Source organism: Dyella sp. (assembly GCF_051962475.1).
Classification (GTDB): Bacteria; Pseudomonadota; Gammaproteobacteria; order Xanthomonadales; family Rhodanobacteraceae; genus Dyella_A.
The window spans coordinates 13,456-32,716 of record NZ_JBQCCF010000036.1 but is presented as its reverse complement, the minus strand read 5'-3'; the positions used below and the strand labels follow the sequence as shown (position 1 = coordinate 32,716).

Below are 19,261 nucleotides of genomic sequence, written 5' to 3'. Positions count from 1 at the left end.
CCCACGGAGTGGGTCCGTAGGGCGCTCTCGGGCGCTTTTCGGTTAAGGGTCGCGGAGCCTTTGGCTGCGACCCGTCAGTCGATGGCGAGGCAACCCGCCATGCCGACTTCTTGAAGTCAAAAGAACAGCCGGATCACCGGCGCATGCTGTCCCGTAACCGCAATCGTCATTGACTGTCGGAACTCAAACCCGTTTGAAGGAACGTCACCATGAATAAGACCGTTCGCGTCGCCCTGGTCGCCCTGCTCTGCGTTGGCGCGGCCGCCTGCTCCAAGAAGCAGGAAGTGAAGCCCGCTCCGCAGCCGGAGCAGCCCCCGATGACCCAGCCTGCCCAGAACGACGGCAAGTACAAGCTGGGCGATCTGGACACCGACGCCTGCCTGCGTCAGCGCGTTGTGTACTTTGATTTCGACAAGACCGAGATCAAGCCGGAGTTCCAGCAGATCATGGCGTGCCACGCCAAGTACCTGCAGGACCGTCCGGAAGCGCATGTCCGCCTCGAGGGCAACACCGACGAGCGTGGCACCCGTGAGTACAACCTCGGCCTCGGCGAGCGTCGTGGCAATGCCGTCTCCGACGCCCTCCAGGCGGCCGGTGGTTCGGCTGGCCAGCTCGAAGTGATCTCGTACGGCAAGGAAAAGCCGGTGTGCCGTGAGCACAACGAGGATTGCTGGAGCAAGAACCGCCGCGTCGAGATCGTCTACACGGCGCAGTAATGAAGATCCGTCTGGCTACTCGTTTTGCAGCCAGCATCGGCATGGCGGGCGCGATTGCGTCCGCCATGCTGGTGGCCGGTCCCGTGTCCGCGCAGGACTCCCGTCTCAGTCTCGCCGAGCGTGTCTCCCGGCTTGAGCAGCAGGCGCAGAACCAGGACAAGGGCGGCATCGGCATGGTCAACCAGGTGCAGCAACTGCAGGCGCAGGTGCAGCAACTGCAGGGCCAGATCGAGGAACTGCAGCACCAGTTGCAGCAGCTCGACGACAAGAACAAGGCGCAATACATCGATCTGGATTCACGCATCAGCCGCCTCCAGGGCGCGCCAGCAGCGGGAACCCCGGCAGCAGCGACGCCCTCCGGCGCGCCGGCTGCCAGCACTACCGGCAATGCGGCCGCTGCTGCGGCACCGGCCTCGTCGGGCAGCAGCGCCAGCGCACCGCAGGGCAGCGCGACGGCCGCTCCGGCCGGTGCCGACGAGCAGGCGGCGTACGACACGGCTTTCAAGGCCCTTCGCGCAGGCGACTATGCCAACGCTTCGCGTGGCTTCCGCGACTTCATCCAGCAGCATCCGGACAGCTCGCTCGCGCCCAACGCGTGGTACTGGCTGGGCGAGTCCTACTACGTCACCACCAATTACGCGGTCGCCCTTGAGGCCTTCCAGCGCCTGCTGAACCAGTTTCCGCAGAGCGACAAGGCACCCGATGCGCTGCTCAAGGTGGGCTACACGCAGTTCGAGCTGAAGAAGACCGGCGAGGCGCAGTCCACGCTGCAGGACGTGATCCGCAAGTACCCCGGCTCCAAGGCGGCCAGCCTGGCGCAGGAGCGCCTGAACCGGATCCAGTTGCAGACGGCCAACTGAGGCTGCGGCGGTGAGCGACATCGACACGGGCGTGGCCGAGGCCCGCCCGGGCGCAGGAGCCGCCGAGCGGTTGCGCATCACCGAGATCTTCCACTCCGTGCAGGGCGAGGCCGATGCGATCGGCTGGCGTACCGTGTTCGTGCGGCTTACCGGCTGCCCGCTGCGCTGTGTGTGGTGCGATACCGAATATTCCTTCCACGGTGGCGGCTGGCAGGCGATCGACGAGATCCTCGCCGAGGTGGCCCGGCACGAGGTGCTCCATGTCTGCGTTACCGGCGGCGAGCCGCTGGCGCAGAAGCGCTGCCTGACCTTGCTGACGCGCCTGTGCGACGCCGGTTATGAGGTGTCGCTGGAGACCTCCGGTGCGCTCGATGTGGCGCCCGTCGACCCGCGCGTGCGCAAGGTGATGGACCTCAAGGCCCCCGATTCGGGCGAAAGCGCCCGCAACCTGTGGTCGAACCTCGACCACCTGTTGCCGCATGACCAGGTGAAGATCGTCATCGCCAGCCGTGCCGACTACGAGTGGGCGCGTGCCGTGGTGGCCGACCACGGCATCGACCGGCGCTGCATGGTGCTGTTCTCCCCGGTGCACGGTGCAGTGCAGCCGCGCGAGCTGGCCGAGTGGATCATTGCCGACCGGTTGCCGGTGCGCTTTCAGCTGCAATTGCACAAGCTGCTCTGGAACGACGCTCCAGGGCACTGAGGGAATGAACCGAGAGACGTGAGAGAGAGCCCACTGCCGGCAACGTCTGGCGCCGGCCTCGCCTTCACTACTCGCTTCGCCTCCCTCTCTTCTTCGCCTCACACCGCGCATCGGCCTGTTGCCGGTAGCGTGCTCACCGGCCGGTGACCGGCCGCCTCGCAGGACCCGCAACCATGACCGACAACTCCCTCCCCAAGGCCGTCGTACTCGTTTCCGGCGGCATGGATTCGGCCGTCACCATCGCCGTCGCGCGCGAGCAGGGCTTCCAGGTGCACGCGCTCAGCGTCGCCTACGGCCAGCGCCACAGCTCCGAGCTGGAGGCGTCGGCGCAGGTGGCGCGCATGCTCGGCGCGGTAGAACACAAGACCGTGCAGGTGGACCTGCGCAGCATCGGCGGCTCGGCGCTCACCGCTGACATCGACGTGCCGCTGGACGCTGAGGACCCTGGCATCCCGGTCACCTACGTGCCCGCGCGCAATACCATCATGCTGTCCATTGCGCTGGGCTGGGCCGAAGTGCTTGGCAGTCGCGACATCTGGTGCGGCGTGAACGCGGTGGATTACTCCGGCTATCCGGATTGCCGCCCGGCCTTCATCGAGGCGTTCGAGCAGCTCGCCAACGTGGCGACCAAGGCCGGCGTGGAAGGCCAGGGGCTGCGCATCCACGCGCCGCTGATGCGCATGAGCAAGGCCGACATCGCCCGTGAGGGCGGGCGCTTGGGCGTCGATTTCTCCGCCACGGTCAGCTGCTACCAGGCCGACGCGCAGGGGCGCGCCTGTGGCCATTGCGACGCCTGCCGCTTGCGCGCGCAGGGCTTCCGCGAGGCCGGCCTGCCCGACCCCACCCGTTACGTCTGAGCGCGCTTGCTTGTGCCGGTGGCGCAAGCTCCCTAAAATTGCCGGCTTGCGTTTGCAAACGCAGCCGCGTCACGCGGGCCGTTAGCTCAGTTGGTAGAGCAGTAGACTTTTAATCTATTGGTCCCGAGTTCGAGTCTCGGACGGCCCACCATCGACGAACCGCCGGGTTGTTTTCCCCGGCGGTTTTTTTTCGCCCGCGCGCAGGGAACAGGCGGCCGTGGAACAATGGCCGCTTCCATGCCCACGTGCTACGGTTCCGCATGAGCAACCCAACCTCCGCCCTCGACCTGGTGATCTTCGACTGCGACGGCGTGCTGATCGACAGCGAGCGCATCACCAATCGCGTCTTTGCGCAGATGCTCGGCGAGCTGGGCCTGAGGGTGAGCGAGGAATACATGGCCGAGCAGTTCTTCGGCCGCTCGGCGGCCGAGTCGGTGCGGCGGGCCGAGCAGTTGCTCGGCCGTCCGTTGCCGCCCGGGTTCGAGGAGCACTACGGCGAGCGCAGCCGCGCGGTACTGGCGCGCGAGGTTACCCAGATGCCTGGCGTCGCCGAGATGCTCGCCGCGCTCGACCTGCCATGCGCGGTCGCCTCCAACGGGTTGCGGGTGAAGATGGAGATCACCCTGCGCGCCACCGGGCTGCTACCGCGTTTCGAGGGGCGCTGGTTCTGTATCGACGACGTGGCGCAGGGCAAGCCCGCGCCTGATCTTTACCTGCTGGCCGCCCGCACGTTCGCTGCGCGTCCCGCGCACTGCGTGGTGGTCGAGGACTCGCCCACCGGCATCGCCGCCGGGCGGGCAGCAGGCATGACGGTGATCGGCTATGCCGCGCACACGCCCGCGGAGCGGCTGCTCGCGGCCGGCGCCCAATGCGTGTTCGATGACATGACGCATCTGCCGGCACTGCTCGATGCGCTGGGTCGCGACCGTGCGCAACGAACCGCTTGAGATCCAACCATGAACACCTTCCCGCCGATCAACCTGGCCTGCGACCGATTCTCCCTGCGGTTGCTCGAGACGCGCGATGCCGCGGATCTGCTGGCGATCTTTGGCGATCCCGAGGTGGTGCGCTACTGGAGCCAGCCGCCGTGGCGGGGCGAAGAGGAGGCGCTCGCCATGCTGGAGCGCGACCGCGAAGCCTTCTTCGACGGTCAGGCGCTGCGCCTGGGCATCGTGTTGCGCTCGACCGGGCGTGTCGTCGGCACGCTGTCCGTGTTCAACCTCAGCCCGGCCAATCGCCGTGCCGAAATCGGCTATGCCCTGGCGCGCGCGCACTGGGGCCAGGGCCTGATGCACGAGGCGCTGGGCCTGCTGGTGGAGTGGGTGTTCGACGCCCTGCGACTGCATCGCCTGGAGGCGGACATCGACCCGGCTAATGAGGCATCGGCGCGCAGCCTGCAGCGGCTGGGTTTTCAGCGAGAGGGGCTGCTGCGTGAGCGCTGGATCGTCGACGGCCAGGTGTCGGACACCGCGTTCTACGGGCTGCTTGGAGCAGAGTGGCGAGCGGCCCGCAGCGCGTGAGCGCTCGAGTTGCCGCTCAGCGTCGGCGATGCGGCTGCATCGCGATGCGCGCCAGGTACACCACGATCACCACGTTGCCAGCCAGGATGCCGAGCTTGAGCCAGCTGGCGTGCTCGATTACCTCGTAGGCTTCCAACGGAATCAGTGAGCCGGTGGCGATGACGGTGAACCATTCGGCCCAGTGCTTGCGCAGCCACAGGCCGACCCCCTCGATGATGAACAGCGCCGCGTAGGCGATCGCGATCAGGCCGATCACCACGAAGCGCTGCGGCCCAAGTCCGGCCAGTGCATCGACCAGGTGCTGGCGCAGGGCGCCGGTGCCGCTGAGCGAGAGATGCTCCAGCCAGTCGATCAACCGGTCGACGTTGCGCTGGCGCTCCAGATGGAAGGCCGCCGCCGCCGCGAGCAGCAATCCCAGCGCCTGCACCATCTTGTACAGCGCGATCACGCGCAGCCCGAACCGATGATGGGACTCGGGAGTGTCGTCATCGACGGGGCGGTGGTGCGGGTGATCGCTCATGGAGAGGGCAGACAGGCAAAAGCGACATTGTCGCGGGGCGCAGATGACATCGCCATCGCGAGGGCGGTCGGGCACGGCCACGCCCAAGAAAAAGGCCACGCCGTCGTCGGCGTGGCCTTGGCAGCCGTTGCGATCAGCAGCAGCGGCCGCCGGTGCCCTTGTAGCGCGCCTCCTGTCGCTCGCGGAAGAACTCCTCATAGGAGGGAATCCGGCGATCGGGGTGGGCGCGCTTCAGGTGCGCCACGTAGACGTCGTAGTCCGGCACGCCGCAGCACAGCCGCGCCGTCTGCACCGCCCACTTCCACAGCGCCCGAGCCGCGGCCTGCCACGGGGCGCGTACCTGGCGCGGAGCGCTGGTCAGGGTGCTCATGGCTGCGCCACGCTGCTCAATGCCACGTAGGGCTCCTCATGGGCCGTGGGGCGATTGGCCTTGAGCGCCTTGCTGATCGCGTTGAGCACGAACAGCGCCATGGCCACCACCAGCGCCATGAACAGGCCGGTCAGGACCATGTCCACGTAATTGTTGGTGACGATGCGCTGCATCTCCGCGGCGGACTTGGCCGGTGCGAGCAGCTTGCCGTCGGCGATGCCCTGGGCGTACTTGTTGGCCGCCGCGGTGAAGCTGATCGGGCCGACCAGCTTCTCGTAGCCGGCGGTCAGCGTGCACACGATCAGCCACAGCGCCGGAATACCCGGCGCCCACATGTAGCGCTCGCGCTTGAGCTTGACCACCACCACCGTGCACAGCATCAGGGCGATCGCCGCCAGCATCTGGTTGGCGATGCCGAACAGCGGCCACAGCGTGTTGATGCCGCCCAGCGGGTCGACCGCGCCCTGGTAGAGGAAGTAGCCCCACAACGCCACGCACAGCACTGTCGCCAGCAGGTTGCCGGTCCACGATTCGGTGTGCTGCAGCGGCTTGTGAATGAGACCGGCGATCTCCTGGATCATGAAGCGGCCCACGCGCGTGCCAGCATCGACCGTGGTCAGGATGAACAACGCTTCGAACAGGATCGCGTAGTGGTACCAGAACGCCATCATGCTCTCGCCCGGCATGATGCCGTGCAGCAGCTGGGCCATGCCCACGGCCAGCGTGGGCGCGCCGCCGGCGCGGCTGAGGATCGAGTTTTCGCCGATGTCCTTGGCCGTCTGCAGCAGCTGGTCGGGTGTCACCACGAAGCCCATCTGGCTTACCGCCTGCGCCGCGCTCTCCGCCGTGGTGCCCAGCAGGGCGGCCGGCGAGTTCATGGCGAAGTACACGCCCGGATGCAGCGAGGCAGCGGCCACCAGCGCCATGATCGCCACGAACGCCTCCATCAGCATGCCGCCGTAGCCCACCATCTGCGCCTGGCCTTCATTGGCCAGCAGCTTGGGCGTGGTGCCCGAGGCGATGATCGAGTGCCAGCCTGACACCGCGCCGCAGGCAATGGTGATGAACAGGAACGGGAACAGGTTGCCGGCGAACACCGGGCCGGTGCCGTCGATGAACTTGGTAACCGCCGGCAACTGCAGCGTGGGCGCGGCGATGAAGATGGCGATCGCCAGAAGGGCGATGGTCCCGATCTTGAGGAAGGTGGAGAGGTAATCGCGCGGCGCCAGCAGCAGCCACACCGGCAGCACCGAGGCGAAGAAGCCGTAGCCGATCAGCATCCAGGCCAGGTGCTTGGCGTCAAAGTCGAACATCGGGCCCCACACCGGCGAATCGAACACCGCCTTGCCCAGCCAGATCGACAGCAGCAGCAGCGCCAGGCCGATGATCGACACCTCCAGGATGCGTCCCGGCCGGAACCAGCGCAGGTAGGCACCCATCAGCAACGCGATCGGAATCGTCGCCGCTACCGTGAAGGTGCCCCACGGGCTGTGCGTGAGCGCCTTGACCACCACCAGCGCCAGCACGGCCAGGACGATCATCATCAGCACGAGTACGCCGATCATCGCCACGATGCCGGGCAACGGCCCCAGCTCGTCACGCAGCATGTTGCCGAGCGAGCGGCCGTCGCGACGGATCGACAGGCCCAGCACCATGAAATCCTGCACCGCGCCGGCAAACACCACGCCGAACAGGATCCACAACGTGCCGGGCAGGTAGCCCATCTGTGCGGCGAGCACCGGTCCCACCAGCGGGCCGGCGCCGGCGATGGCGGCGAAGTGATGGCCGAACACCACCCATTTGTTGGTCGGCACGTAGTCCAGCCCGTCGTTGCGCAGCACCGCCGGCGTGGCCCGGCTGGGGTCGAGCTGCAGCACCTTGTTGTTGATGAAGGTGCCGTAGAAGCGGTAGCCGATCACGAACACGGCGATCGCCGCCGCTACCAGCCAGATGGCGTTGATCGGTTCACCGCGGCGCAGCGCCACGACGCCGAGGCAACAGGCGCCGATCACTGCGACGAGGGCCCACAGCAGTTTGCCTGCGGGCCCTGTGGGGGATGTGGCTGTCGCTTGCATGGGAGAGCCCTTCTGGTGGAGATACCCAAGGGTCACCCTCGCAGCCGGAGTGGTCAATGGTCGCAGGGCGGCTGCCTCATTAGCCTTTGGTCGAATGGCTGTCGTGTCCGGCATGTGTCGTGCGGCCACCGTGTGCCGCTGGGGACTAAACTGGCCGCCCCGCGTTCACAGGAGTCGTGCCATGCGCAGCAACGTTCGACCCGGCCTGTTCGTGCTCGTGCTGGCAGGCGGCGTGATGTTCGGCGGAGCCGTCGCCGCGAGCGGCTCCAGCGGCCAGTTCAAGGATCTGCTCAACAAGGCCAAGCAGGCTGCCCAGTCCCGCCCCGGCAACAACGCCACGGCCAGCCAGCTGCCCAGCAGCGACATTGCCGCCGGGCTCAAGGAAGCGCTCGCCAAAGGCACGACCCATGCGATCAATACGCTGGGCCGCAACGGCGGCTTCTGGAACAACCCCAAGGTGCGCATCCCGCTGCCGGGCAAGCTGGAACAGGCCGGCAAGCTCGCCCGCCAGCTGGGGCAGGGGGCGAAAGTCGATGCTTTCGAGCTCAGCCTCAACCGCGCGGCCGAAAAGGCCGTGCCCCAGGTGGCGGACATCTTCGGCGACGCCATCCGCAAGATGACCCTCGACGATGCCCGCGGCATCCTCTCCGGCGGCGACCACGCGGCCACCGACTTCTTTCGCCGCGTCGCGGGTGATGCGCTGGCAGCGCGCATCCGGCCGATCGTGGCGCAGGCCACCGACAGCGTCGGCGTGACCCAGAAATACAAGGCGTTCACCTCGGGCAGCGGCGGAGGGGCGCTCGGCGATGCGCTGGGTTCGCTTGGCGCGCTGGGCGGCAAGTCCAAGAGTGATGCATCGAAGAGCGGCCACAGTCCGCTGGACCTGGATGACTACGTCACCCAAAAGACCATGGACGGCCTGTTCACCACCATCGCCGAGCAGGAGCAGTCGATCCGCCAGAACCCGGCGGCACGCACCACCGACCTGCTGAAGAAGGTGTTCGGCGGCCGCTGAACGGCCGGGTCATTCGGCCCCTTGCATTTGGCCGAAGTGACCCGCAGTCCAACCATATTCCCTCTCTGCGAGAACCAGCATGATTCGCGAGATCCTGAAAATGGGCGACCCGCGACTGCTGCGCGTGGCGCCCGCCGTGCCGGCACCGATGATCGGTAGCGACGAGCTGGACGCGCTGATCGCCGACATGTTCGACACCATGCACGATGCCGGTGGTGTCGGCCTGGCGGCGCCGCAGATCGGCGTGGACCTCCAACTGGTGATCTTCGGCTTCGAACACTCCGACCGATATCCGGAGGCGCCGGAGGTACCGCGAACTATCCTGCTCAACCCGGTGATCACCCCCCTCTCCCAGGATATGGAAGAAGGTTGGGAAGGTTGCCTTTCGGTACCCGGTCTGCGCGGCGTGGTCAGCCGCTACAGCCTGATCCGCTACCAGGGCGTGGATCCGAAGGGTATGCCGATAGACCGCCGCGCCGAAGGCTTCCACGCCCGCGTGGTGCAGCACGAGTGCGATCACCTGATCGGTCGGCTGTACCCCTCGCGCATCACCGACTTCAGCCGTTTCGGCTTCACCGACGTGCTGTTCCCGGGACAAGACCTTGGAGACGACTGACATGCGTGCGATCTGGAACGACACCGTGCTAGCCGAAAGCGACGACACCGTGGTGGTCGAGGGCAACCACTACTTCCCCGCCGAGGCGTTACGACGCGAGCACTTTCGCGACAGCGACGCCCATACCGTGTGCCCATGGAAGGGCACCGCGAGCTACTACGACGTGGTGGTAGGCGAGCAAGTGAATCCCGGCGCAGCGTGGTTCTACCCTGCGCCGAAGGACGCCGCCAAGCAGATCGCCGGCCGCGTCGCATTCTGGAAGGGTGTGCAGGTTATCCCCTGAGGCCGCCGTGGCGAGTGTCCCCAGGCATCCCCGCCGCGGCGATGCCCGGGTATGCTGCGCCGTCGCCAAGCTCAAAGGGATCCGATGGCCGCCTCCGCACCGCCCACCGCGCCGCTGCGCGGGTTTCGCTATTACGACCTGCTGGTGGGCGGCATGGTCGCCGTGCTGCTGTGCTCCAACCTGATCGGTCCGGCCAAGGTCTGCACAGTCAACCTGCCGCTGCTGGGTGCACTCACCTTCGGCGCGGGCAACCTGTTCTTCCCGATCAGCTACATCTTCGGTGACGTGCTGACCGAGGTGTACGGCTACGCGCGGGCGCGCCGCGCGATCTGGGCGGGCTTCGGCGCGATGTTGTTCGCCACCTTCATGACCCAGGTGATCCTGCGCATGCCGGCGAGCGCCTCCGAACCATTCAATGCGCAGCTGCAACCGGCGCTGGAAGTGGTGTTCGGCGGCACTTGGCGCATTGCGTTGGCCTCACTGGTGGCGTACTGGATCGGCGACTTCGCCAATTCCTTCGTGATGGCCAAGATGAAGCTGCTCACCCGTGGCCGCTGGCTGTGGACGCGCACCATCGGCTCCACGGTCGTGGGGCAGGGCGTGGACAGCCTCACCTTCTACCCGATCGCCTTCATCGGCATCTGGGAAGGCCAGACCATCCTCAAGGTGATCGCCTTCAACTGGCTGATGAAGGTGACGGTGGAGGTAGTGTTCACCCCGCTGACCTATGCCGTGGTCGGCTTCCTCAAGCGCCATGAAGGTGTGGACACCTTCGACGAGGGCACGCACTTCAACCCCTTCAGCCTGAAGGACGAGGGCGAGCTGCGGCGCGTCGAATGAATTCAGTTGCCCCGCACCCCGTGCGCCACCCCGGTATCGACCGGCTGCGTGGCTTGGCCATCGTGCTGGTGGTGCTGCACCACATCGGCCTGCGCATGCCGCTGCGCGACACCGTGCTGGGCGAATGGCTGCCGCGTCGGTTGTTGAATGCGTTGAACTACAACGGCTACGAGGCCGTGTTCGTGTTCTTCGTGATCAGCGGCTTCTTGATTGCAGGCAACGCACTGGATCGCTGGGGCGACCTGTCGCGCATCGATCTGGGCACGTTCTATCGGCGCCGCGCCGCGCGTATCCTGCCGTGCCTGCTGGCACTGGTGGGTGTACTAGCCCTGTTGCACGCACTGGCGGTGCCGGACTACGTGATCGATCGCCCGGGCCAGTCGCTGGGCGGTGCGGTGGCCGCGGCGTTGGGCCTTTACCTGAACTGGTACGAAGGACATACCGGCTATCTGCCGGGCAACTGGGACGTGCTGTGGTCGCTGTCGATCGAGGAAGTTTTCTACCTCGGCTTTCCCCTCGTTTGCCTGCTCACGCGTCGGCGAGCCGTGTTGGTGCCGCTGCTGGTGGTGCTTGCGCTGTCGCTGCCCTGGTCGTTGGCGTCGATCACCGGCAACGAGGTGTGGAAGGAGAAGGCCTACCTGCCCGGCATGACCGCGATCGCCACTGGCGTGCTCGGTGCGCTGTGGGTGCGTGCGTGGCCACCGTCGGCGCGCGACGCACGGGTACTGCGCGGGTTCGGCGCAGCGGCCATGTTCGCCATGATGCTGTTCACGGCGCCCTGGCTGTGGCGCGCCCTGCACGATGGCGTGATGCTGATGCTCACGCTCGCCACGTTGTGCCTGCTGGTGGGCATGGCGGCGCCGTCGTCCGCCCCGCGGCACGTCCGCGGCTTCGGCTGGCTCGAAAGCTGGGGGCGTTTGAGCTACGAGATCTACCTTACCCACATGTTCGTGGTGTTCGGCGCGGTGCGCCTGTGGCGCGCACATGGTGGCGATCCGCAGGCGGGGTTATGGTGGTATCTGCCGACGCTGGCCGTGTCATGGGCGTTGGGTTGGCTTCTCGCGCGCGGCTTCTCGCAGCCGTGTGAGCGCTGGTTGCGGGGCGTGAGGCCAGGGGTGCATATGCCCGCCGCCCTATCGCAGACGCCGCCCTGACTCGCCGGCACGAGACGATGTGCCATCGCTGGCGTGAGACGGACGGCTCGATGCGCCGCAAATTCGTGCGACAAGCCGCTGCCTTGCACGGCGATTAAAGAAACCCGCGATCCGGCCGATAGGCCACGCATGGCAATCCGTCCAAATCGTCGTCCCGTCCCGCTGCGCCTGCCCGGCGGGGTCGGCGCGGCACAACGTCCGGTGTACCCACTTGCCGATGCCCGACGCCTCGCCGACCACATCAAGTTGACGGGAGATGCAGGATCGTGGCGGGCATGAGTCACTTCGAGAAGCCACGCGGCGGACCGTCCGGCAACACCGTGGACTGGAACGATCCGCACCTGCAGTCCCTGCTGAGCAAGACCGAGGGCTGGAGCCTCGACAACCGCAGCACGTTCACGCCGTTGCCGTGCGAGATCCATGTGGGTTGGGGGGCGGGGGCGTGCCGGCCAGGGAGCCTGGTGTACGAGCAGCCAGGCGTGCTCGTTGTGGCCACGCAGGCGATCATCCCCATGGGTGAGCAGATGCGCGTAGATCGCATCCAGGGCGGCGCCCTCCGATCGACGTGGGGCGTGGTAGTCGACGGTCGCGAGGGGCGTCGCGACGATGACCGAGCCCACGGCGTCCATATCTACTGGGTTCACTCCCGCTGAGCCCCGCCCAGGCGGCGGCATGGAGTGCATGGATGCGGTGTCACACCCAGTGCCCCGATATCACGAAGATTGATGCCGGAACGCGCTGGTCTGTAGCAACCGTTTTTTTTGTATGAGCTATTTCACATTTTTGGCGCCGCAATACATTGCGGTAGCGGCAAAGACAGCGGAATTTTCGCATTTTGCAAGATAATGCGTCCGCACGTTCTTTCAGTGCGTTGATAAAGCATGTTTTATATTTTCATGCGCTATTATTTACGTGCATAGATACCTGATCTACAGGGAAAATTTCCGATTGAATCGGTAGTTGTTTCTCGATACTTTCCGCGGGCCTTTCCTGTGGGGGAGTGGCCTGCGCCGCGTTAAAGTCATTTCTGCGGCGGAGTTTGTTTGCGCAACCATCCATCGTGCATCGTCAGGTGCATCGAAGACGTTCGTTCGCTTTCAACTCAAACATCAATGCGGGGAGAATATATGTCCAGACTCAACAGTCGGTGGCTCGGCGTTCTGGCTGCTTCGGCATTTCTTGGCCTTTCTGCCGGCGCCATTGCCAGCCCATCCCAGAGTGACGGGATGAATCCCTATTCGCCGGCATACGGTCACTCGTACCGCCATGGTCCCGTGCCGACACGGGAGGCCCATAGCCAGATGGGCGCGTGGGCGGCCTTGCATGCGGCCAGGACCGCGGGCACCGCTTCGTCGAAGCTGCTGGGCTACGGTGGCGGCGTGGACGGGATCGGTGTCACCAGCGGCACGCCCAAGGTCTACCTGGTCGTCTACGGTAACCAGTGGGGTACGGCCGGTACCGACGCCAACGGCAATCTGACGCTGACCGGTGACCCGGTGGGCGCCGTGCCTTACCTGCAGAATCTGTTCAAGGGCTTGGGCACCGGTGGTGAACTGTGGTCCGGCACCATGACCCAGTACTGCGACGGCTCCCTGGTTTCCACCGGCGCGACCTTCTGCCCGACAGGGGCACCGCACATCGGCTATCCGACTGGCGGTGCTCTCGCCGGTGTGTGGTACGACAACTCGGTGGCCTCGCCTTCCAACGCCACTGGCGCCCAGTTGGCCCAGGAGGCGATCAAGGCGGCTCAGCACTTCGGCAATACGACCGCAGCGTCCAATCGCTACGTGCAGTACGTGGTCCTGTCGCCGACTGGCACGCATCCGGACGGATTCAACACGTCCAGCGGCCAGTTCTGCGCGTGGCATGACTGGAACGGCGACCAGGGCGTGAGCTCGCCGGTCGGCGATGTGGCGTTTACCAACATGCCGTACGTGTACGACATGGGTGCCAGCTGCGGCGAGAATTTCGTCAACAGTGGCTCGACGGGCGTGCTGGACGGCTTCTCGATCGTCGAGGGGCATGAGTATGCCGAGACGGTCACCGACCAGAACCCGGCCGGGGGCTGGACCAACCTGACCCGCCGGAGCAGCAGCTACGGCCAGGAGAACGGCGACGAATGCGCCTGGATCAGCTCCGGCCAGGGCAAGTCGGCCGACGTGGTGATGGCCAACGGTACCTTCGCGATGCAGAGCACCTGGTCGAACGACACCAACGAGTGCGATATCGCACATCCGATCGTGCAGTAGGTCAGCCGGGCAAACCCGGAAACATGGAGGCCGCGGCGTAAGCTGCGGCCTTCCTTTTTGCGCTCCAGGGTCGATTCGCGGCGCAGGTCGCGAATCCGCGGGACTCAGTAGCGGAGGTGGTTGATTGCGTCGCGCAGTTCCGATGTCGCGGTGCGGGCGGCGGTAGCGAAATTCTCGCCACTGCCGGCGTAGAGGATGCCGCGCGAGGAATTGATCATCAGGCCGGTGCGGTCGGCGGTGAGGCCGTACTGAAGTACGGCGGCCACGTCGCCGCCCTGGGCGCCGATGCCCGGCACCAGCAGCGGCATGTCGCCGACGCGGGTGCGCACCTGGCCGAGCTCTTCCGGCCAGGTGGCGCCGCAGACCAGGGCGCAGTTGCCGTGGCCGTTCCAGTCGCGGGCGACGGTCTCGGCCACGCGCAGGTAGAGGGGTGCGCCGCCGCAGTTCAGCGCCTGGAAATCCGCGCCGCCCGGGTTGGAGGTGCGGCAGAGCAGGATCACGCCCTTGTCGGCGCGCTCCAGGAACGGCGCGATCGAGTCGCGCCCCATGTACGGGTTGAGCGTCACCGCGTCGGCGCCGAAGCGATCGAATGCCTCGGTGACGTAGTGCTGCGCGGTGGAGCCGATGTCGCCGCGCTTGGCGTCGAGGATCACCGGCACGCCCGGATGCTTGGCGTGGATGTGGGCGATCAGCCGTTCCAGCGTGTCTTCGGCGCGCAGCGCGGCGAAGTGGGCGATCTGCGGCTTGAACGCGCAGGCGAGGTCGGCGGTGGCGTCGACGATCGCGGCGCAGAACTCGAACACGGCGTCGGGCCGCCCCTTCAGATGCGCCGGCAGCTTGCCCAGCTCGGGATCGAGGCCGACGCAGACCAGCGAGTCGTGGCGCTGCCAGGCGTCGGCAAGGGTCTGTATGAAGCTCATCGCGGATTCCTCGGGAAGGCGGCCGTCAGTACGGCGTGCCGTCCTTGTGCAGGTAGGTCCAGCGCCCGTCGAGGGTGGCGCCCTTGAGATCGACGTCCGGGTAATCGACCGTCTCGCCGGCGCAGCGCGCGCCGATTTCCAGATACACCACGTCGGCGTCGCTGCGGTTGACCAGCGCGTGGCCGTCGCCGGTGCCGGCCCTGAAGCCGGCGCACATGCCCGGGCGCAGCGGTGTCTGGCCGGCGTCGGTGAGCAGGGTCGGCGTGCCCTCGAGGATGTAAACGAACTCGTCCTCGAGCCGGTGTGCATGGCGCAGTGCCGAGTGCGCGCCGGGTGCGAGTCGGGCCAGGTTGACGCCAAAGGCGGTCAGGCCGAACACGTCGCCGAGCTTACGCTTGAGCCGCTCGCCCATTTGCGCGGCGAACGGCGCGGGATAGCTCGAGCCGGTACGCACGGGGGCGTCACCGGCATCGATCGCCACGGGCGGCCTGGCGTCATCCACGGCCTCAGACCAGCTTCTTGTACTTCACGCGATGCGGGCGGGCGCCTTCGTCGCCGAGGCGGCGCTTCTTGTCCGCTTCGTACTCGTTGTAGTTGCCCGGGAAGAATTCCACGTGCGAGTCGCCTTCGAACGCGATGATGTGCGTGGCGATGCGGTCGAGGAACCAGCGGTCATGCGAGATCACGATCGCGCTGCCGGGGAACTCCAGCAGGGCGTCTTCCAGCGCGCGCAGGGTCTCCACGTCGAGGTCGTTGGACGGCTCGTCGAGCAGCAGCACGTTGCCGCCCTGCAGCAGGGTCTTGGCCATGTGCAGGCGACCGCGCTCACCGCCGGACAGGCTACCGACGATCTTCTGCTGGTCGACGCCCTTGAAGTTGACGCGGCCGATATAGGCGCGCGACTGGATCTCGAAGTTGCCGATGGTGAGGATGTCCGAGCCGCCGGACACTTCCTGCCACACGTTGTTCTTCGGGTCGAGCGCGTCGCGCGACTGGTCCACGTAGGCCAGCTTGGTGGTGTGGCCCAGCTTGACCTCGCCCGAGTCCGGCTGCTCCTTGCCCATGATCATCTTCATCAGGGTGGACTTGCCGGCGCCGTTGGGGCCGATCACGCCGACGATGGCGCCCGGCGGGATCTTGAACGACAGGTCCTCGATCAGCATGCGGTCGCCGAACGACTTGGTGACGTTCTTGAACTCGATCACTTCCTGGCCCAGGCGCTCGCCCGGCGGGATGAAGATCTCGTTGGTTTCGTTGCGGCGCTGGTACTCGACCGAGTTCAGCTCCTCGAAGCGGTTCAGGCGCGCCTTGCCCTTGGACTGACGGCCCTTGGCCGCCGAGCGCACCCACTCGAGCTCCTTCTCGATCGCCTTCTGGCGCGACTTCTCCTGGTTCGCTTCCTGCTTCAGACGCTGGTCCTTCTGCTCCAGCCACTCGGTGTAGTTGCCCTTCCACGGGATGCCGCGGCCGCGATCGAGCTCGAGAATCCACTCGGCGGCGTTGTCGAGGAAGTAGCGGTCATGGGTGACCGCTACCACGGTGCCCGGGTAGTTCTGCAGGAACTGCTCCAGCCAGTCCACCGACTCGGCGTCCAGGTGGTTGGTCGGCTCGTCCAGCAGCAGCATGTCCGGCTTGGACAGCAGCAGGCGGCACAGCGCCACGCGGCGCTTCTCACCGCCCGAGAGCGGGCCGATCTTGGCGTCCCACGGCGGCAGACGCAGAGCGTCGGCGGCCACTTCGAGCTGGCGCTCCAGCGCGTGTGCGTCGTTGGCGGCCAGGATGCCTTCCAGCTTCTCCTGCTCCTTGGCCAGCGCGTCGAAATCGGCGCCTTCTTCGGCGTAGGCGGCATAGACCTCTTCGAGCCGCTTCTGCGCGTCCAGCACCTCGGACACGCCTTCCTCCACCGCCTCACGCACGGTCTTCTCCGGGTCGAGCTCCGGCTCCTGCGCCAAGTAGCCGACCTTGATGCCCGGCTGCGCACGGGCCTCGCCCTGGAAGTCCTTGTCCACGCCGGCCATGATTCGCAGCACGGTGGACTTGCCGGCGCCGTTCACGCCCAGCAGGCCGATCTTGGCGCCGGGGAAGAAGCTGAGCGAGATGTCCTTGATGATCTGGCGCTTCGGGGGGACGATCTTGCTCACCCCGTTCATGGTGTAGATGTACTGCATGCTGGCTCCCGAAAGGCGTCCGCAAGCCGCGTGTGCGCGCGGCTCGGCAAGGTAGAGAACAAAGGGAAAAGACTGCCGATTATCGCCGATCGGCCCCGTCGCTGTCATGGCGCGCGCCTGCGCGCGGCCCAATCGCGGCCCGGTTGGCCCCCATGCTCGGCGTTTCGGCACGATCCGGGGCGATGGGGGCGATATGGAGGCGACACGCTGGGGAGCAAGCGCGCGCCGCCGCCTCGTTCGGCTGGACGCCAGCTGGGCGCGGCGGGCGCGGCGGTTGGGTTGGCCGGGCGTGCTGGTGCACGAGTTCGTCCGCTTCGGGCTCAAGCAGGCTTCGGCCTGCCTGTTCGGCGGTCTGATGGTGGCCTTGCTGGTGGCGAGCTGGCGCTGGTATCCGACGCACGCGGCGCTGTCGCGCTACGACTTCCTCACGCTGTCGGCGCTGGTGATCCAGATCGTGCTGCTGGCCACCGGGCTGGAGAGCCGGGAGGAGGCGAAGGTCATCGCGCTGTTCCACGGGGTCGGCACGGCGATGGAGCTGTTCAAGACGGCCGTGGGTTCATGGACGTATCCGGGGCCGTCGGTGCTGCATCTGGGTGGGGTGCCGCTGTTCACCGGCTTCATGTACGCGGCGGTGGGGAGCTACATCGCGCGGGTCTGGCGGCTGTTCGATTTCCGCTTTACCCGGCATCCGCCGTTTGGCGCCACGGTGGCGCTGGCGGTGGCGATCTATGTGAATTTCTTCAGCCACCACTATCTGCCGGACGCCCGCTGGGCGCTGTTTGCCGCGCTGGCGTGGCTGTTCGGGCCGACCTGGGTGCACTACCGCATCCGCCGGGTGCACCGGCGGATGCCGCTGCTGCTGGGTTTCGTGCTGGTGGCGCTGTTCATCTGGCTGGCCGAGAACGTGGGCACCTATACCCACGCCTGGCTGTACCCGGCGCAGCGCTCCGGCTGGCAGCCTGTGCCGCTGGCCAAGCTGGGATCCTGGTTGCTGCTGATGGTGATCAGCTACGTGATGGTCTCGGCGGTCCACCGGCGCGGGGCGTCCCGGTAGCTGCAAACCGGCGCCGGCGCTACACTTTCGGGTCTTGTCCACCCCGCCAACCCGCCGAGGCCCACGAATGTTCCCGAAGGACTGCACGATCGCCGGTTACGACCCCGAACTGGCCCAGGCCATCGCCGATGAAGGTCGCCGCCAGGAGGATCACGTCGAGCTGATCGCCTCGGAGAACTACGCCAGCCCGCGCGTGATGGAGGCCCAGGGCTCCAAGCTCACCAACAAGTACGCCGAGGGCTACCCGGGCAAGCGCTACTACGGCGGCTGCGAATACGTCGATGTGGCCGAGAAGCTGGCGATCGACCGCGTGAAGCAGCTGTTCGGCGCCGACTACGCCAACGTGCAACCGCATTCGGGCTCGCAGGCCAACCAGGCGGTGTACTTCGCCCTATTGCAGCCGGGCGACAAGATCCTCGGCATGAGCCTGGCCCATGGCGGCCATCTCACCCACGGCGCCAAGGTCAATCTGTCCGGCAAGATCCTCGACGCCGTGCAGTACGGCGTGGACGCCAACGGCATCGTCGACATGGACGAGGTCGAGCGCCTCGCGGTGGAACACCAGCCGAAGATGATCGTGGCCGGCTTCAGCGCCTACTCGCAGGTGCTGGACTGGGCGCGCTTCCGCGCCATCGCCGACAAGGTGGGCGCCTACCTGTTCGTGGACATGGCGCACGTCGCCGGTCTGGTCGCCGCGGGCGTGTACCCCAGCCCGCTGCCGCACGCGCACGTGGTTACCTCCACCACCCACAAGACCCTGCGCGGTCCGCGCGGCGGCATCATCGTGGCCAGCAACCAGGGCATGGGCGAGGCGGCCGAGGAGATCACCAAGAAGCTGCAGTCCATCGTGTTCCCGGGCATCCAGGGCGGCCCTCTGATGCACGTCATCGCGGCCAAGGCAGTGGCCTTCAAGGAAGCGCTGGAACCGGAGTTCAAGGCCTATCAGACGCAGGTGGTGAAGAACGCCCAGGCGATGGCCAAAACCATCATCGCGCGCGGCTACAAGATCGTCTCCGGCGGCACCGAGAACCACCTGATGCTGATCGACATGATCGGCAAGGGCGTCACCGGCAAGGACGCGGAAGCGGCGCTGGGCAAGGCGCACATCACGGTGAACAAGAACGCCGTGCCGAACGACCCGCAGAAGCCCTTCGTCACCTCCGGCCTGCGCGTGGGCACCCCCGCGGTCACCACCCGCGGCTACCTGGAAGCGGACTGCGTGGACCTGGCCAACTGGATCTGCGACGTGCTCGACGCGCCGGCCGACGAGGCCGTGATCGCCGCCGTGCGCGCCAAGGTCGAGGCGCAGTGCAAGAAGTTCCCGGTGTACGGCTGATCAGG

Annotated in this window: 21 protein-coding genes and 1 tRNA gene; 16 read left to right on the top strand and 6 right to left on the bottom strand. The window is 66.6% G+C overall.

The window, feature by feature from the left end:
* Positions 1 to 209: 209 nt before the first annotated feature.
* From pal to ACTHJF_RS08420, 7 genes are all read left to right on the top strand, one after another.
* A complete protein-coding gene (pal, locus tag ACTHJF_RS08450; protein ID WP_431634227.1) occupies positions 210 to 716 on the top strand; it encodes a peptidoglycan-associated lipoprotein Pal in 507 nt (168 codons plus the stop codon).
* A complete protein-coding gene (gene ybgF, locus ACTHJF_RS08445; protein WP_440266721.1) occupies positions 716 to 1,576 on the top strand; it encodes a tol-pal system protein YbgF in 861 nt (286 codons plus the stop codon). Before pal ends, ybgF begins: the two co-directional genes overlap by 1 nt.
* A 19-nt stretch (positions 1,577 to 1,595) precedes the next feature.
* Positions 1,596 to 2,279 carry a 7-carboxy-7-deazaguanine synthase QueE gene (queE, locus tag ACTHJF_RS08440; RefSeq protein WP_440266769.1) on the top strand — a complete coding sequence of 228 codons (684 nt, stop codon included), beginning with the start codon at positions 1,596 to 1,598 and terminating at the stop codon, positions 2,277 to 2,279.
* Between the two features lie 173 nt (positions 2,280 to 2,452).
* Positions 2,453 to 3,136: a 7-cyano-7-deazaguanine synthase QueC gene (gene queC / locus ACTHJF_RS08435; RefSeq protein ID WP_440266720.1), complete on the top strand. Its 684-nt coding sequence runs from the start codon at positions 2,453 to 2,455 to the stop codon at positions 3,134 to 3,136.
* A 75-nt stretch (positions 3,137 to 3,211) separates the two neighbouring features.
* Positions 3,212 to 3,287, top strand: a tRNA-Lys gene (locus tag ACTHJF_RS08430).
* A gap of 109 nt (positions 3,288 to 3,396) precedes the next feature.
* The gene (locus tag ACTHJF_RS08425; protein WP_440266719.1) at positions 3,397 to 4,083 is read left to right on the top strand and encodes an HAD family hydrolase; all 687 of its coding nucleotides are present in this window, start codon (positions 3,397 to 3,399) and stop codon (positions 4,081 to 4,083) included.
* Positions 4,084 to 4,092: 9 nt separating this feature from the next.
* A complete protein-coding gene (locus ACTHJF_RS08420) occupies positions 4,093 to 4,656 on the top strand; it encodes a GNAT family N-acetyltransferase (protein ID WP_440266718.1) in 564 nt (187 codons plus the stop codon).
* 16 nt (positions 4,657 to 4,672) lie between these two features.
* On the opposite strand, the gene ACTHJF_RS08415 is transcribed toward ACTHJF_RS08420, so the two are convergent.
* The 3 genes from ACTHJF_RS08415 to ACTHJF_RS08405 all read right to left on the bottom strand — a co-directional run bounded on the left by ACTHJF_RS08415 (position 4,673) and on the right by ACTHJF_RS08405 (position 7,621).
* Positions 4,673 to 5,176, bottom strand: a complete 504-nt coding sequence (locus tag ACTHJF_RS08415; protein ID WP_440266717.1) for a DUF2127 domain-containing protein — start codon at positions 5,174 to 5,176, stop codon at positions 4,673 to 4,675.
* A 133-nt stretch (positions 5,177 to 5,309) separates the two neighbouring features.
* Positions 5,310 to 5,546: a YbdD/YjiX family protein gene (locus ACTHJF_RS08410; RefSeq protein WP_440266716.1), complete on the bottom strand. Its 237-nt coding sequence runs from the start codon at positions 5,544 to 5,546 to the stop codon at positions 5,310 to 5,312.
* Positions 5,543 to 7,621, bottom strand: coding sequence for a carbon starvation CstA family protein (locus ACTHJF_RS08405; protein WP_440266715.1), 2,079 nt, complete (start codon positions 7,619 to 7,621; stop codon positions 5,543 to 5,545). Before ACTHJF_RS08405 ends, ACTHJF_RS08410 begins: the two co-directional genes overlap by 4 nt.
* A 181-nt stretch (positions 7,622 to 7,802) precedes the next feature.
* On the opposite strand from ACTHJF_RS08405, the gene ACTHJF_RS08400 reads away from it, so the two are divergent.
* The 7 genes from ACTHJF_RS08400 to ACTHJF_RS08370 all read left to right on the top strand — a co-directional run bounded on the left by ACTHJF_RS08400 (position 7,803) and on the right by ACTHJF_RS08370 (position 13,778).
* Positions 7,803 to 8,636, top strand: a complete 834-nt coding sequence (locus ACTHJF_RS08400; protein ID WP_440266714.1) for a DUF4197 domain-containing protein — start codon at positions 7,803 to 7,805, stop codon at positions 8,634 to 8,636.
* Between the two features lie 79 nt (positions 8,637 to 8,715).
* Complete coding sequence (gene def / locus ACTHJF_RS08395) at positions 8,716 to 9,252, top strand: peptide deformylase (RefSeq protein ID WP_440266713.1); 537 nt, start codon at positions 8,716 to 8,718, stop codon at positions 9,250 to 9,252.
* Position 9,253: 1 nt separating this feature from the next.
* The gene (locus ACTHJF_RS08390; RefSeq protein WP_440266712.1) at positions 9,254 to 9,535 is read left to right on the top strand and encodes a DUF427 domain-containing protein; all 282 of its coding nucleotides are present in this window, start codon (positions 9,254 to 9,256) and stop codon (positions 9,533 to 9,535) included.
* Between the two features lie 84 nt (positions 9,536 to 9,619).
* Positions 9,620 to 10,375 carry a queuosine precursor transporter gene (locus ACTHJF_RS08385; protein ID WP_440266711.1) on the top strand — a complete coding sequence of 252 codons (756 nt, stop codon included), beginning with the start codon at positions 9,620 to 9,622 and terminating at the stop codon, positions 10,373 to 10,375.
* Positions 10,372 to 11,529, top strand: a complete 1,158-nt coding sequence (locus ACTHJF_RS08380) for an acyltransferase family protein (RefSeq protein WP_440266710.1) — start codon at positions 10,372 to 10,374, stop codon at positions 11,527 to 11,529. Before ACTHJF_RS08385 ends, ACTHJF_RS08380 begins: the two co-directional genes overlap by 4 nt.
* Positions 11,530 to 11,804: 275 nt before the next feature.
* Positions 11,805 to 12,182, top strand: coding sequence for a hypothetical protein (locus tag ACTHJF_RS08375; RefSeq protein WP_440266709.1), 378 nt, complete (start codon positions 11,805 to 11,807; stop codon positions 12,180 to 12,182).
* A 648-nt stretch (positions 12,183 to 12,830) separates the two neighbouring features.
* Entirely contained in the window at positions 12,831 to 13,778 is a 948-nt protein-coding gene (locus ACTHJF_RS08370) for a hypothetical protein (protein ID WP_440266708.1), read from the top strand.
* A 104-nt stretch (positions 13,779 to 13,882) separates the two neighbouring features.
* Here the strand turns inward: ACTHJF_RS08370 and pyrF are convergent, their stop codons facing one another.
* Genes pyrF through ettA form a run of 3 tightly spaced genes read right to left on the bottom strand, consistent with a single transcriptional unit; the run spans position 13,883 to position 16,866 of the window.
* Complete coding sequence (pyrF, locus tag ACTHJF_RS08365) at positions 13,883 to 14,698, bottom strand: orotidine-5'-phosphate decarboxylase (protein ID WP_440266707.1); 816 nt, start codon at positions 14,696 to 14,698, stop codon at positions 13,883 to 13,885.
* A 25-nt stretch (positions 14,699 to 14,723) separates the two neighbouring features.
* A complete protein-coding gene (locus ACTHJF_RS08360; protein WP_440266706.1) occupies positions 14,724 to 15,200 on the bottom strand; it encodes a cupin domain-containing protein in 477 nt (158 codons plus the stop codon).
* 4 nt (positions 15,201 to 15,204) lie between these two features.
* On the bottom strand, positions 15,205 to 16,866 hold the full coding sequence (gene ettA / locus ACTHJF_RS08355; protein ID WP_440266705.1) for an energy-dependent translational throttle protein EttA: 1,662 nt from the start codon (positions 16,864 to 16,866) through the stop codon (positions 15,205 to 15,207).
* Positions 16,867 to 17,161: 295 nt separating this feature from the next.
* On the opposite strand from ettA, the gene ACTHJF_RS08350 reads away from it, so the two are divergent.
* Both ACTHJF_RS08350 and glyA read left to right on the top strand, forming a co-directional pair.
* Positions 17,162 to 17,920: a DUF817 domain-containing protein gene (locus tag ACTHJF_RS08350; protein WP_440266704.1), complete on the top strand. Its 759-nt coding sequence runs from the start codon at positions 17,162 to 17,164 to the stop codon at positions 17,918 to 17,920.
* 67 nt (positions 17,921 to 17,987) lie between these two features.
* Entirely contained in the window at positions 17,988 to 19,256 is a 1,269-nt protein-coding gene (gene glyA, locus ACTHJF_RS08345; RefSeq protein WP_440266703.1) for a serine hydroxymethyltransferase, read from the top strand.
* Positions 19,257 to 19,261: the final 5 nt, after the last annotated feature.

Coding starts and splice junctions, on each gene's coding strand:
- pal (WP_431634227.1), top strand. CDS start 210: ATGAATAAGACCGTTCGCGTCGCCCTGGTCGCCCTGCTCTGCGTTGGC.
- ybgF (WP_440266721.1), top strand. CDS start 716: ATGAAGATCCGTCTGGCTACTCGTTTTGCAGCCAGCATCGGCATGGCG.
- queC (WP_440266720.1), top strand. CDS start 2,453: ATGACCGACAACTCCCTCCCCAAGGCCGTCGTACTCGTTTCCGGCGGC.
- ACTHJF_RS08425 (WP_440266719.1), top strand. CDS start 3,397: ATGAGCAACCCAACCTCCGCCCTCGACCTGGTGATCTTCGACTGCGAC.
- ACTHJF_RS08420 (WP_440266718.1), top strand. CDS start 4,093: ATGAACACCTTCCCGCCGATCAACCTGGCCTGCGACCGATTCTCCCTG.
- ACTHJF_RS08415 (WP_440266717.1), bottom strand. CDS start 5,176: ATGAGCGATCACCCGCACCACCGCCCCGTCGATGACGACACTCCCGAG.
- ACTHJF_RS08410 (WP_440266716.1), bottom strand. CDS start 5,546: ATGAGCACCCTGACCAGCGCTCCGCGCCAGGTACGCGCCCCGTGGCAG.
- ACTHJF_RS08405 (WP_440266715.1), bottom strand. CDS start 7,621: ATGCAAGCGACAGCCACATCCCCCACAGGGCCCGCAGGCAAACTGCTG.
- ACTHJF_RS08400 (WP_440266714.1), top strand. CDS start 7,803: ATGCGCAGCAACGTTCGACCCGGCCTGTTCGTGCTCGTGCTGGCAGGC.
- def (WP_440266713.1), top strand. CDS start 8,716: ATGATTCGCGAGATCCTGAAAATGGGCGACCCGCGACTGCTGCGCGTG.
- ACTHJF_RS08390 (WP_440266712.1), top strand. CDS start 9,254: ATGCGTGCGATCTGGAACGACACCGTGCTAGCCGAAAGCGACGACACC.
- ACTHJF_RS08385 (WP_440266711.1), top strand. CDS start 9,620: ATGGCCGCCTCCGCACCGCCCACCGCGCCGCTGCGCGGGTTTCGCTAT.
- ACTHJF_RS08380 (WP_440266710.1), top strand. CDS start 10,372: ATGAATTCAGTTGCCCCGCACCCCGTGCGCCACCCCGGTATCGACCGG.
- ACTHJF_RS08375 (WP_440266709.1), top strand. CDS start 11,805: ATGAGTCACTTCGAGAAGCCACGCGGCGGACCGTCCGGCAACACCGTG.
- ACTHJF_RS08370 (WP_440266708.1), top strand. CDS start 12,831: ATGGGCGCGTGGGCGGCCTTGCATGCGGCCAGGACCGCGGGCACCGCT.
- pyrF (WP_440266707.1), bottom strand. CDS start 14,698: ATGAGCTTCATACAGACCCTTGCCGACGCCTGGCAGCGCCACGACTCG.
- ettA (WP_440266705.1), bottom strand. CDS start 16,866: ATGCAGTACATCTACACCATGAACGGGGTGAGCAAGATCGTCCCCCCG.
- glyA (WP_440266703.1), top strand. CDS start 17,988: ATGTTCCCGAAGGACTGCACGATCGCCGGTTACGACCCCGAACTGGCC.